The organism is Streptomyces sp. NPDC002619 (assembly GCF_042889305.1).
Lineage (GTDB): Bacteria > Actinomycetota > Actinomycetes > Streptomycetales > Streptomycetaceae > Streptomyces.
On record NZ_JBIAQV010000005.1, the window covers coordinates 239696 to 251693 of the forward strand.

Annotated in this window: 10 protein-coding genes; 7 read left to right on the forward strand and 3 right to left on the reverse strand. The window is 71.9% G+C overall.

Annotation, left to right across the window (positions count from 1 at the left end; genetic code table 11):
- Positions 1 to 12: 12 nt before the first annotated feature.
- The 3 genes from ACFYXB_RS12160 to ACFYXB_RS12170 all read left to right on the forward strand — a co-directional run bounded on the left by ACFYXB_RS12160 (position 13) and on the right by ACFYXB_RS12170 (position 4947).
- A complete protein-coding gene (locus ACFYXB_RS12160; RefSeq protein ID WP_351345066.1) occupies positions 13 to 1056 on the forward strand; it encodes a MoxR family ATPase in 1044 nt (347 codons plus the stop codon).
- Complete coding sequence (locus tag ACFYXB_RS12165; RefSeq protein WP_389580709.1) at positions 1056 to 2426, forward strand: DUF58 domain-containing protein; 1371 nt, start codon at positions 1056 to 1058, stop codon at positions 2424 to 2426. The genes ACFYXB_RS12160 and ACFYXB_RS12165 overlap by 1 nt, the downstream gene beginning before the upstream one ends.
- A 145-nt stretch (positions 2427 to 2571) precedes the next feature.
- On the forward strand, positions 2572 to 4947 hold the full coding sequence (locus tag ACFYXB_RS12170) for a DUF3488 and DUF4129 domain-containing transglutaminase family protein (RefSeq protein ID WP_389580711.1): 2376 nt from the start codon (positions 2572 to 2574) through the stop codon (positions 4945 to 4947).
- A 119-nt stretch (positions 4948 to 5066) separates the two neighbouring features.
- On the opposite strand, the gene ACFYXB_RS12175 is transcribed toward ACFYXB_RS12170, so the two are convergent.
- From ACFYXB_RS12175 to ACFYXB_RS12185, 3 genes are all read right to left on the reverse strand, one after another.
- On the reverse strand, positions 5067 to 5456 hold the full coding sequence (locus ACFYXB_RS12175) for a DUF3040 domain-containing protein (RefSeq protein ID WP_351345058.1): 390 nt from the start codon (positions 5454 to 5456) through the stop codon (positions 5067 to 5069).
- Between the two features lie 277 nt (positions 5457 to 5733).
- A complete protein-coding gene (locus tag ACFYXB_RS12180) occupies positions 5734 to 6558 on the reverse strand; it encodes a methyltransferase (protein WP_389580715.1) in 825 nt (274 codons plus the stop codon).
- A 193-nt stretch (positions 6559 to 6751) separates the two neighbouring features.
- Complete coding sequence (locus tag ACFYXB_RS12185; protein WP_351345052.1) at positions 6752 to 7315, reverse strand: SAV_6107 family HEPN domain-containing protein; 564 nt, start codon at positions 7313 to 7315, stop codon at positions 6752 to 6754.
- Between the two features lie 193 nt (positions 7316 to 7508).
- Between ACFYXB_RS12185 and ACFYXB_RS12190 the strand changes: the two genes are divergently transcribed.
- The 4 genes from ACFYXB_RS12190 to ACFYXB_RS12205 all read left to right on the forward strand — a co-directional run bounded on the left by ACFYXB_RS12190 (position 7509) and on the right by ACFYXB_RS12205 (position 11972).
- Positions 7509 to 8234 carry an ATP-binding cassette domain-containing protein gene (locus tag ACFYXB_RS12190; protein ID WP_389580718.1) on the forward strand — a complete coding sequence of 242 codons (726 nt, stop codon included), beginning with the start codon at positions 7509 to 7511 and terminating at the stop codon, positions 8232 to 8234.
- Positions 8206 to 10290: a YhgE/Pip family protein gene (locus ACFYXB_RS12195; protein WP_389580721.1), complete on the forward strand. Its 2085-nt coding sequence runs from the start codon at positions 8206 to 8208 to the stop codon at positions 10288 to 10290. Before ACFYXB_RS12190 ends, ACFYXB_RS12195 begins: the two co-directional genes overlap by 29 nt.
- A gap of 47 nt (positions 10291 to 10337) precedes the next feature.
- Complete coding sequence (locus ACFYXB_RS12200; RefSeq protein WP_351345043.1) at positions 10338 to 10967, forward strand: TetR/AcrR family transcriptional regulator; 630 nt, start codon at positions 10338 to 10340, stop codon at positions 10965 to 10967.
- Positions 10968 to 11357: 390 nt separating this feature from the next.
- The gene (locus ACFYXB_RS12205) at positions 11358 to 11972 is read left to right on the forward strand and encodes a DUF4126 domain-containing protein (RefSeq protein ID WP_389580723.1); all 615 of its coding nucleotides are present in this window, start codon (positions 11358 to 11360) and stop codon (positions 11970 to 11972) included.
- Positions 11973 to 11998: the final 26 nt, after the last annotated feature.

An 11998-nucleotide genomic window follows, 5' to 3' on the forward strand; every position in this document is an offset into this window, starting at 1 on the left:
GAGGAGGGCCGGGTGACGACCTATGACGATCGAGCGAGCCTCACAGATCTGACCGCCACTGTGGAGCGGGTGCGCAGTTCGGTGGAAGGAGTGATCGAGGGCAAGCCCGAGGTCGTACGGCTTTCGCTGACCGTGCTGCTCGCCGAGGGACATCTTCTGATCGAGGACGTCCCCGGCGTGGGCAAGACGATGCTGGCCAAGGCGCTGGCACGGTCGATCGACTGCTCAGTGCGGCGTATCCAGTTCACGCCCGACCTGCTGCCCTCGGACATCACCGGTGTGTCCATCTGGGACCAGCAGCGCCGGGACTTCGAGTTCAAGCCGGGTGCGATCTTCGCGCAGATCGTGATCGGCGACGAGATCAACCGCGCCTCGCCCAAGACCCAGTCGGCGCTGCTGGAGTCGATGGAGGAGCGGCAGGTCACCATCGACGGGCAGACCTATGAACTGCCCAGTCCTTTCATGGTGGTGGCGACGCAGAACCCGGTCGAGATGGAGGGCACGTACCCGCTGCCCGAGGCGCAGCGCGACCGTTTCATGGCCCGGGTCTCGATCGGCTACCCCAGCGCGGACGCCGAGTTGCAGATGCTCGACATCCACGGCGGGGTCAGCCCGCTGGACGACCTTCAGCCGGTGGCGCACGCGCACGAGATCGTGAAGCTGATCGAGGCGGTGCGCGGCGTGCACGTCGCCGACACCGTCCGGCGCTACGCGGTGGAACTGGCCGCCGCCACGCGCACGCACCCCGACCTGAGACTCGGCGCCTCACCGCGTGCGACGCTGCATCTGCTGCGCGCGGCGAAGGCGTCCGCGGCCCTCTCCGGCAGGGAGTACGCGCTGCCGGACGACGTCCAGGCCCTTGCCGTCGCCGTCCTGGCGCACCGGCTGCTGCCCACCGCCCAGGCCCAGCTCAACCGGCGTACGGCGGAGCAGGTCGTCCAGGAGATCCTGCAGCGCACCCCGGTGCCCGCGGCGCCGCAGCAGAGCGGCTTCGGCGGTCTGGGCCAGGGCGCGGCGCCGTCCGCGTTCCGCGAGCAGCCGCCCCGGAGGCTGTGATGAGCACCGGGGGGACCGGGCAGGCGGAGGCCGACCGAGGGGATAAGGGCGGTGTCCGTACGGCCCTGGCCGGGCTGACCACGCGCGGGCGCTCCTTCCTCGCGGCCGGCGTCGCGGCGGCGATCTGCGCGTACGTCCTGGGCCAGCCGGATCTGCTCCGGGTCGGGCTCCTGCTGGCCGTGCTGCCCCTGATCTGCGCGGCCGTGCTCTTCCACACGCGCTACCGGGTGGCCGGCAGCCGCCGGCTGTCCCCCTCGCGCGTACCGGCGACCAGCGAGGCCCGCGTCCATCTGCGGATGGACAACGTCTCCCGGCTGCCGACGGGACTGCTGATGCTCCAGGACCGGGTGCCCTACGTGCTCGGTCCACGGCCCCGCTTCGTCCTGGACCGGGTGGAGCCGGGCGGCCGCCGCGAGGTGTCGTACCGGGTCCGCTCGGACCTGCGCGGGCGCTATCCGCTGGGGCCGCTGCAACTGCGCCTGACGGACCCGTTCGGGATGTGCGAGCTGACCCGCTCCTTCTCGACGTACGACACCCTGACCGTCATCCCGCGCGTGGAGGCGCTGCCGCCGGTGCGGCTGAGCGGCGAGGCGAGGGGGTACGGCGACGGGCGACAGCGCTCGCTGGCCCTGGCGGGCGAGGACGACGTGATCCCGCGCGGGTACCGGTACGGCGACGACCTGCGCCGGGTGCACTGGCGCTCCACCGCGCGCTACGGCGAGCTGATGGTGCGGCGCGAGGAACAGCCGCAGCGCTCCCGGTGCACCGTGCTGCTCGACACCCGGGGCATCGCCTTCGCGGGCGCGGGACCGGAGTCGGCCTTCGAGTGGGCCGTGTCGGGTACGGCGTCCGTTCTGGTCCATATGCTCGAACGCGGCTTCTCGGTACGGCTGTTGACGGACACGGGCAATTCGGTGCCCGGGGAGGGCGCCGACGGGTTCGCGGGCGCCAGCCACGAGACGGCGGACGCGGCGGGGCTGATGATGGACACCCTCGCCGTGATCGACCACTCGGACGGCTCGGGCCTGTCACGGGCGTACGACGTGCTGCGCGGTGGCAACGAAGGGCTGCTGGTGGCCTTCCTCGGCGAACTCGACGAGGAACAGGCCACGGTGGTCGCCAAGATGCGGCAGCGCAGCGGCGGCGCCGTCGCGTTCCTGCTGGACCCCGACACCTGGGTGCGGGAACCGACCGACGTACCCGGCCCCACGAACCGGCACGCGGAGCGGCTGCGCATGCTGCGCGAGGCGGGCTGGACAGCCGTGAGCGTGCCCCGCGGCGGCTCCCTGCCCGAACTCTGGCGCCAGGCGGACCGCGAACGCACGAACGCGACAGCAGCCGCGGGCAGCACCGGGGAGGCACGGCCGTGAACGGGCGCATACGAGCACGAGACGCCTGGGCCGGCGAGCGGCCGTCGGGGCGGGGCACGGTGGTGCCGCTGAGGCGGGGCACGGCTGTGTGCGGGTGGGCGTGGCTGAGTGGTGGTGGCGCGGTGAGGGGCTTGGAGGTGTCGTCATGAGCGGGCGGGCTCGGCTTGCGTTGTGTGCGGCGGCGGCCACGATGATGGCGGCGTGCGCGCTGCTGCCGCTGGTCTCGCCGGTGACGTGGATCTTCCAGGCCGCGTTCCTGGTGGCCGTCCAGACGGGTGTCGGGGCGGCGACGCGGCGGGTGCCGCTGGCGCGGCCGTTGACCGTGACGGCGCAGGCTCTCGTCACGCTCGTCCTGCTGACCCTCGTCTTCGCCCGGAGCCACGCGATCCTCGGTCTGATACCCGGCCCCGACACCTTCCGCTACTTCGCCGACCTGCTCCAGCAGGGCTCGGACGACGTCAGCCGGTTCGCGATCCCGGCCCCGCTCTCCGACGGCATACGGCTCATGCTCGTCGGCGGTGTCGTGGTGATCGGGCTGCTGGTGGACACCCTCGCGGTGACCTTCCGCAGCGCGGCTCCCGCGGGCCTGCCGCTGCTCGCTCTGTACTCCGTCGCCGCGGGTCTGTCCGACAGCAGCGCCGACTGGCTCTGGTTCCTCGTCGCGGCCTCGGGCTATCTGATGCTGCTGCTCGCCGAGGGCCGGGACCGGCTCTCGCAGTGGGGCCGAGTCTTCGGCGGAGGGCCGCGCACGCCCGGCGACACGACGGGCGGCGTGGTGGCACCGGTGCGTACCGGGCGCCGTATCGGCATGGTCGCGCTCTGCGTCGCCCTGCTGCCGCTGCCCGCGATCCAGGGCGGCCTCCTGGACGGCGCGGGGACGGGCGTGGGCGCGGGCAACGGGAACGGCGGGACGATCTCCGCAGTGAACCCCCTGGTGTCGCTGCGCGACAGCCTGAACGTGGACCAGGACCGGCAGGTCCTGTCCCTGAAGACAAACACGAACGACATCTCCGACCTGTACCTCAGGATCGTCTCCCTGGACGACTTCGACGGCACCACCTGGAAGCCGGCCCAGCGGCACATCGTCGACGTGCCGGACCCGATCCCCACGCCGGTCGGCCTGAGCCCGAACATCAAGCGCACCGAGGTCAAGACCGTGATCTCGGCGGCGGACTGGTACGCCCAGGACTGGCTGCCGATGCCGTACCCGCCGAGCGAGGTGAAGATCGGCGGCAGGTGGCGCTACGAACCGCTCGGCATGACGCTGGTCGGCGACCACGGCCAGAACACGCGCGGTGCGACCTACCAGGTGACCAGCCTTGACGTGCAGCCGACCGCGGAGCAGCTGGCCGAGGCGCCGCAGCCGCCGGCCGCGCTGGAGCGCGAGTACACGAAGGTGCCGGGCTCGCTGCCGTCGGTGGTGGCCAGGACGGCCGAGCAGGTCACCCGGGGCGCGACGAACCACTACGACGAGGCGGTCAAGCTCCAGGACTACTTCGCGGTGACCGGCGGCTTCCAGTACGACACCAAGGTGGAAGTCGGCCGCGGCCCGAACGCGATAGCGAACTTCCTGAAGCGGAAGGAGGGCTTCTGCGTCCACTTCTCCTTCGCGATGGCCGCGATGGCCCGCACGCTGGGCATACCGGCCCGGGTCGCCGTCGGCTTCGCGCCCGGTTCCCCGCAGGCGGACGGCTCGGTGTCGGTCGGTCTCCGCGACGCGCACGCCTGGCCCGAGCTGTACTTCGAGGGCGTGGGCTGGACCCGCTTCGAGCCCACCCCGACCCGGGGCACGGCACCGTCGTACACCCAGACGGACACCCCCGGCACGGCGAACCCGGACCCGGGGCTCCCCTCGCACGCAGCATCGGTGCTGCCCTCGACGGCGGCCTCGCCGAGCCAGAGTTGCGTTGCGCCCGACCGGAGGCTGGGGACGTGCGACAGTCCGTCGGCGGCGGCCGTGGCGGGCGGCGGTGACGACGGCTCGAAGTGGTGGGCGCTGGGGCTGTTGGCGCTGGGCGGCCTGGTCGTGCTCCTGATCCCGTTGTCGCCGCTGCTGTGGCGCAGGCGCCTGCGTGCCGTACGGCTGGGCGGGCACGCCCGTACCGAGGAGGGCGCGGTGGCCCACACGCTGGCGGTCTGGGCGGAGTTGACCGACACCGCCTGGGACATCGGCATCCTGCCGGACGACTCGCAGACCCCGCGCAAGGCGGCCGCCCGGATCGTAGGGCTCGGACACCTCGACGCGGCGGCGGGCGCGGCCGTGCACCGGGTGGCCGACGCGGTGGAGCAGGTCCTCTACGCACCGCGGCCGCGTCCGACGGCCGGTCTGGCGGGAGACGTGCGCCAGGTGATCGCCGGGCTCGACTCCACGGTCAACCGTGGCACGCGGCTACGGGCACTGTTCGCCCCGAGATCCGCGGTACGCGTGGTGTGGGCGGTGTCGGCATGGTGGACGGCGCTCAAGGCACGGGCGACGGCGGCCCGGCCGAACGTACGCAAGCCGTCGGGCCAGCAGAGCTGAGCCCGGCCGCCCGGCCCGCAGTGGCGACGACGTGCCGGTACACGACTGAGGGGTGACCACCCACCGGGTGGTCACCCCTCAAGCATGTCTTTATGTGTCCCGGTAAAGCCTCGCCGAGACTAGTGGCCCTGTTCGTCGCGGCGGCGCTGCCAGCGCTCCTCGATCCGGTCCATCATGGACCGCTTCGGCCGTCCCTGACGGCGAGGATGCGGGGCACCCGCGGGCTGCTCGCCCGGCTTGGGGGCCTTGCGCCAACCTGTTACGGCAAGGACCGCACAGCCCAGCATGACGAGGAAGCCCACCACGCTGACCCAAATCTGCTGTGCGACCATTCCGGCCATGAGGAGCGCGATACCTACGAGGAACCCGGCGACCGCCTGGTAGACCCGTCGCCGGGTGTACGTGCGCAGCCCGTTTCCCTCAAGCGCTGTCGCGAACTTGGGATCTTCGGCGTACAGCGCTCGCTCCATTTGCTCGAGCATGCGCTGCTCGTGCTCCGAGAGCGGCACGGATTCCTCCTCATCGTGCAGTCGCCGGGGCGACCCGGGGGGTCCCTTCAGGATAGGCAGGGAATCGCCCCCGTGAAACCCGCCCCTCTACGCCAACTGGCCAACCGAAATCCGCCATAAGCGTCCCGGCTCGCTGAGGCTTCCATTCCCCGGCGGCCGACCCGTCATGCCGGGCGGTCTCCCTCGATCATACGGCGCAAACCCCTCGTTCGGGGGGCGTGTGGCCTACTCCATGTGCGTTCGAGCCCCTGATCAGCGGCGCTTCCACGGTGGCCGCTCAGGCCTCGTCGGGACCCCGCGTCTCACCGAGCACATGGAGCTGCGTGGCCACGGAGTGGAAGGCCGGGAGCTGGGCCGCGGCCTCCTCCAGCTTGAGCAGGGCGTCGAGCGCTCCGGGTTCGGTGTCCACGAGGACTCCGGGCACGAGGTCGGCGAAGACCCGCACTCCGTGCACGGCGCCGACGCGCAGGCCGGCGCCCTCGACGAGCGCGGTGAGCTGCTCGGTGGTGAAGCGCCGCGGCATCGGGTCCCCGGCGCCCCAGCGGCCGTCGGGGTCGTCGAGGGCCTGCCGGGCCTCCTTGAAGTGACCGGCGAGCGCACGGGCGAGCACGGCGCCGCCGAGACCGGCCGCGAGCAGGCTGAGGACGCCCTCGGCGCGCAGGGCGGCGACGACGTTGCGGACGCCCTCGGCGGGGTCGTCGACGTACTCCAGAACGCCGTGGCACAGCACCGCGTCGTAGCCGCCGCGCTCGACCACGTCGAAGAGGCCGTGGGCGTCGCCCTGGACGCCCCGGACGCGGTCGGCGACGCCGGCCTCGGCGGCCCGGCGCTCCAGCGCGAACAGCGCGTTCGGGCTGGGGTCGACGACGGTGACGCGGTGCCCGAGGCGGGCGACGGGCACCGCGAAGTTGCCGCTGCCGCCCCCGGTGTCGAGGACGTCCAGAGAGTCCCGGCCCGTGGCCTTGACCCGGCGGTCGAGGACGTCCTGGAGTACCTCCCAGACCACGGCGGTACGAAGAGAGGCGCGAGGACGAGAGGGGTCGGAGCGCAGCGACGTCGGTTGAGGGTGGTGGGAGACGGGCGGGCGCATCGGGTCCGACACGAGTTGACTCCTCGGCGCGGCACCGCCTGTTGCCCGGCGGCGCGAACGGGGTGCCCGCCCGGTCCGAGGTGCGGACGCAGGGCAGGCCTCAGGCGTTGTCCACCCTATTGCCTCCGGTGCCGTACCTGGTCACCGTGGTGGCGTGCGGCCGCGTCCGTCTCGTACGGCGGACACCCCTTGGCCGTGCCGGTGATCAGCCCGCGTCGGGGAGGTCGCTCCTGGTGCGTGGTCGGTCCGGTTCGTCCGGCTCCTGGCGGGGCTGCGGAAGAACCGGCTGGAGCACCAGCATCCGCTCGACGAGGCGGAGGAACATCGCCACGTCCCGTATCAGGTCGTCGGCGTCGCGGCGGCTGGCCGCGCCCTGTATGCCCGCCTCCGCCCGGGCGCGGCGCCGGGCGCCGGAGGCGAACAGGGCGCTCCACTCGGTGAGCTCGGGCGCGATCTCGGGGAGCACTTCCCAGGCACTCCTGATGCGTGCGCGGCGGCGGGGCGAGGGCTCGGCCCGGCCTCGCGCGGCGAGCACGGCGGCGGCGGTGCGCAGGGCGGCGAGATGAGCAGTCGCGTAGCGCTCGTTGGGGGTTTCCAGGACGGCTGCCTCGTCGAGTCCGGCACGGGCCTGGGCGAGCAGGTCGAGGGCGGCGGGCGGGGCCGTGGCCCGGCGGAGCACGGGGTGCACGTCGCTCGCCGGGCCGGTCAGTGAGGGGGCAGGGCCGGTGGTGCGGTGCCGACGGGCGGCGGCCGCTGACGAGTTGGCCATGACGAACCTCCTGTCGTCTGGGTGACGGCACGCCCTGATACGAGGTGCCGTATGTGCCCATCGTGAGGTATGGCACTGACAATCCGTTCTGACCTGGGACTTTGCTTCGATCGAAGGTTCGAGGTAACTTTTGCACTGACCAGTCAGTTCAAATTGTGGTGCACATTCAGGTGGCTCACATTCAGGGGGAGTGGTGGACGGTGTCGCTGTCACAGTCGAGGAGTTCGGGCTCAAGGGCCCGCGCGGCTGGGCGTTCCGGGGGATCACCGTCGACGCCCGGCCGGGTGCGCTGATCGCGGTGGAGGGACCGTCCGGGTCCGGCCGGACGTGTCTGCTGCTGGCGCTCACCGGCCGGATGCGGGCGACCGAGGGGACGGCGGCCGTGGGCGGGGCACGGCTGCCGAAGCAGTTGGCGGCCGTGCGCCGGATCAGCGCCGTGGCCAACGTCGCCGAGGTGACCGACCTCGACCCGGCACTGACCGTCGGGGAGCACCTGCGCGAACGGGCCCTGCTGCAGCGCCGGTTCGGCGACTCCCTGCGCGGGCTGCTGCGGCCGCGCGCGGAGCGTACGGTGGCGGCGAAACTGCGCGTCGACGGCGCGCTCGGCGCCGCCGGACTCGACCTGGACGCCCTGCCCAAGGGCGCCCGGACCGCCGTACGCGATCTGGAGCGCCCGCAGGCGCTGCGCCTTTCCGTCGCGCTCGCCCTCGTCGGCCGTCCGCGGCTGCTCGGCGTCGACGACATGGACCTCAAGCTGTCCGAGGCCGAACGCGCCGACTTCTGGGCGCTGTTGAGGTCTCTCGCCGATGCCGGGACGACCGTACTGGCGGTGTGCGGCGAAGCCCCGGACGGCACCGTCCGCGTGTCCACGCAGGGAGAGGAGAAGGCCGATGCGCTCGCCGCGACTGGCCGCGCTTGAGCTGAGGCGCTTCGGCCGGGGGAAGCTGCCGCGTGCCGCCCTGGTCGCGCTCCTGGTGCTGCCTCTGCTCTACGGCGCCCTCTACCTGTGGTCCTTCTGGGACCCGTACGGCCGCCTCGACCGCATCCCCGTGGCCCTCGTGAACGACGACAAGGGGGCGACCGCAGGCGGGAATAGGCTCACGGCGGGCGACGACATCACCGAAGGGCTGCGCGAGAGCCGGACGTTCGACTGGCACGAGGTGAGCGCCGCCGAGGCGCGCCGGGGTGTCGAGGACGGCACGTACTACCTGTCGCTGACGATGCCCGCCGACTTCAGCGCGCGCATCGCGTCCAGTGCCGGCGCTGCGCCGGAGACGGGCGCGCTCCAGGTGCGGACGAACGACGCGAACAACTACATCGTCGGGCAGATCTCCCGGACGGTCTTCAGCGAGGTGCGCACGGCCGCGTCCACCAAGGCGTCACGGTCCTTCCTGGACCGGATCTTCATCTCGTTCTCCGACATCCACGGGAAGACCGTGAAGGCCGCCAAGGGGGCCGACAAACTCAAGGGCGGCATCGGGAAGGCGGAGAAGGGCTCCAAGGATCTCGCGGACGGGCTGAAGGACGCCAAGAGCGGCAGCGGCAAGCTCGACAAGGGTCTGACGAAGCTCGACAAGGGCGCGGACGACCTGGAGGACGGTTCGCGGCAGGTCGCCGAGGGCACGCAGACGCTCGCCGACAACGTCAACGGGGTCTACGAGAAGGCCGGACCGTTCCTGAAGGACAACGAGAAGACCATCGGCGACACGGCCCAACTGGTCGCCGACTCCGCCAAGGCGGTCCGGTACAACCTCGACGTCCTGGTGAAGACGGCGCCGGGCGCCGCCAGGACGGCCCACGCGGCAGCCGGGACACTGGACGACTTCTACCGGGCCCACTGCGAGAAACCGCTGCTGTCCGACCCCGTCTGCCCCGACCTGAAGAAGGCCCGAGAGGCGGCCGACGACGTGGCCGCCGTCGCCGACGACCTCAACACGCTGATCGCCAACCAGGACGGCGACCTGAAGACGATGCGCGCGAACCTCGGCACCCTGCAGGAGCAGGCCCAGGCACTCGCCGGGCGCGCACCGCACCTCTCCGAGGACGTCGACGACGCCGTGAAGAGGATCAACAAGCTGAACGAGGGCGCGGGCAAGGTCGCCGCGGGCGCCGAGAAGCTGCACACGGGACTCGGTACGGCGAAGACCGGCGCGTCCGACCTGGACGAGGGCGTCGGCAAGCTCCGCACGGGCGCCGAGGACCTGAGCGGCGGCATGTACAAGCTCGTCGACGGCTCCGGGAAACTGGCCGGCGGACTGCACAACGGCGCCGGGAAGATCCCCGACTACGGCACGAAGGACCGCGACCGGCACACCGAGGTGATGGCCGACCCGGTCCAACTCGCCACCCGGGACCTGCACAAGGCGCCCAACTACGGCACCGGGTTCGCCCCTTACTTCATCCCGCTGTCCCTGTGGGTCGGGGCGATGGTGGCCTACATGCTGATCGCGCCGCTCAACCGGCGTGCCCTGGCGGTCGGTTCGGCCGCCTGGCGGATCGCACTGGCGGGCTGGCTGCCGGTGGTCGCGGTCGGAGTGCTGCAGACGGTGGCCCTGATGTCCGTGCTGCACTGGGCGATCGGCCTGCAGATGGCGCGGGCGGCCGGGACGGTCGGCTTCCTGTTCCTCGTGACGGCGTGCTTCGCGGCGCTCGTGCAGTGGCTGAACGCCCGCTTCGGCGCGGCGGGCCGGATCCTCGTCCTCGCCCTGCTGATGCTCCAGCTGACCTCGGCGGGCGGCACGTACCCCGTACAGACCAGCCCCGGCTTCTTCAACGCGATCCACCCCTTCCTGCCGATGAGCTACGTCGTCGAGGCCCTACGGAGGCTGATCACGGGCGGCGGGCTCGGCCCGGTGTGGCAGGCGTGCGGCATGCTGGTGGCGTTCACGGCAGGGGCCCTGGCGCTCACCGCGCTGTCGGCCCGGCGCCGCCAGGTGTGGACACTGGACCGGCTGCACCCGGAGCTGAGCCTGTGATCCGCAAGAAGTCCCTGCACGCGCGCGTACCTGTGAGAATCGGATCCATGGAAAGCAGCAGCGCCACGTCCGGCGGCAGCACCCGCCGCGAGGCAACCCGGCAGAAGCTCTACGAGGCGGCCGTCACCCTCATCGCCGAGCAGGGCTTCTCCGCGACCACGGTGGACGAGATCGCCGAGCGCGCCGGGGTCGCGAAGGGCACGGTCTACTACAACTTCGCGAGCAAGTCGGTCCTCTTCGAGGAGCTGCTGCGGCACGGCGTGGGACTCCTCACCGCCTCCCTGAAGGAGGCGGCGGAACGGACGGCACGCGAGGGCGGCGGCAAGGTGGACGCCCTGGACGCGATGGTCCGCGCCGGGCTCGTCTTCATCGACCGCTATCCGTCCTTCACCCAGCTGTACGTGGCCGAGCTGTGGCGCACCAACCGCGCCTGGCAGTCCACGCTGATGGTGGTGCGGCAGGAGGCCGTCGCCGTCGTGGAGGGCGTACTGCGCGAGGGCGTGGAGAACGGCGAGTTCAGCGAGGAGATCGACATCCAGCTGACCGCCGCCGCACTGGTCGGCATGGTGCTGGTGGCCGCGCTGGACTGGAAGTCCTTCCAGCCGGAGCGGTCCCTGGACGACGTCCACGCGGCCCTGTCCCGGCTGCTCCAGGGCCGGGTGAGCGGCAAGCGGTGAGACACACGCACGTGGCCGGTCGACGGTGAGTCCACGCGCGCGTGCACACGAAAGCGCCGGTCCGAGAGGTGGCCGCGTCCCCCGCGGGCCGCCGTCGGACCGGCGCCTTCCGTACTCCCCCGTTGCTCCCCCGTACGGTCGCCGTACGGTCCCCCGTGGCTCGCTTCCGCCGACGGAATCGACGGAAGGAGCGGCCAAGGGCGCGGGCCCCGTTCCGCCGCCCCGTGTCGGCGGTGCCGGTGCCGCGCCCCTTTCCGTGTCTCCACTCTCTCGTTCGCGCAGGTCGGCCCCCATCCGCGCGCGTACTCATCTCACTCCCTAGGTACGGGTACTCAGCCGTCCGCACTCAAGCCCAGGACGCACGGTTGCCGACTGGTTACGATCACCTCCGTGTCCGTACTCCCCCTGGTGTTCACCAGCGGCTGGGCCAGCGGCATCAACGCCTACGCCGTCGTGCTGCTGCTCGGCGTCTTCGGTGCGACCGGGGTGAGCGACGACATCCCCGAGACGTTGCAGCGCCCCGAGGTGCTCGCCATCGCCGGGGCGCTGTTCCTGTGCGAGGCCGTCGCCGACAAGATCCCGTACGTCGACTCGGCGTGGGACTCCGTGCACACCGTGGTCCGGCCGGCCGCCGGTGCCTGGGTCGGCGCGCTGCTGGCCGGGCAGAGCGGTTCGCTGTCGGACGTGGCGGCGGGGCTGCTCGGCGGTTCGACGGCGCTGGCCAGCCACACGGTCAAGGCCGGGGCCCGGATGGCGATCAACACGTCGCCCGAGCCCTTCAGCAACATGATCGTGAGCATGGCGGAGGATCTCGGGGTGGGCGGGATCGTCACCTTCGCGATGTTCCATCCGGAAGCCGCGGCGATCATCGCGGCGGTCCTGCTGTTCGCCGGGCTGGTCGTGCTGTTCTTCCTGATCTCGCGGATCCGGCGCTTCCTGCGCCGCCGGGCCCAGCGGCGGGAGGAGCGGAAGCTGGCTTCCCAGGTGGAGCGAACACCGGACTGACCGCCCGTGGGCGGGATTGTCAGTGG

Coding starts and splice junctions, on each gene's coding strand:
- ACFYXB_RS12200 (WP_351345043.1), top strand. CDS start 10,338: ATGGAAAGCAGCAGCGCCACGTCCGGCGGCAGCACCCGCCGCGAGGCA.
- ACFYXB_RS12165 (WP_389580709.1), top strand. CDS start 1,056: ATGAGCACCGGGGGGACCGGGCAGGCGGAGGCCGACCGAGGGGATAAG.
- ACFYXB_RS12185 (WP_351345052.1), bottom strand. CDS start 7,315: ATGGCCAACTCGTCAGCGGCCGCCGCCCGTCGGCACCGCACCACCGGC.
- ACFYXB_RS12170 (WP_389580711.1), top strand. CDS start 2,572: ATGAGCGGGCGGGCTCGGCTTGCGTTGTGTGCGGCGGCGGCCACGATG.
- ACFYXB_RS12195 (WP_389580721.1), top strand. CDS start 8,206: ATGCGCTCGCCGCGACTGGCCGCGCTTGAGCTGAGGCGCTTCGGCCGG.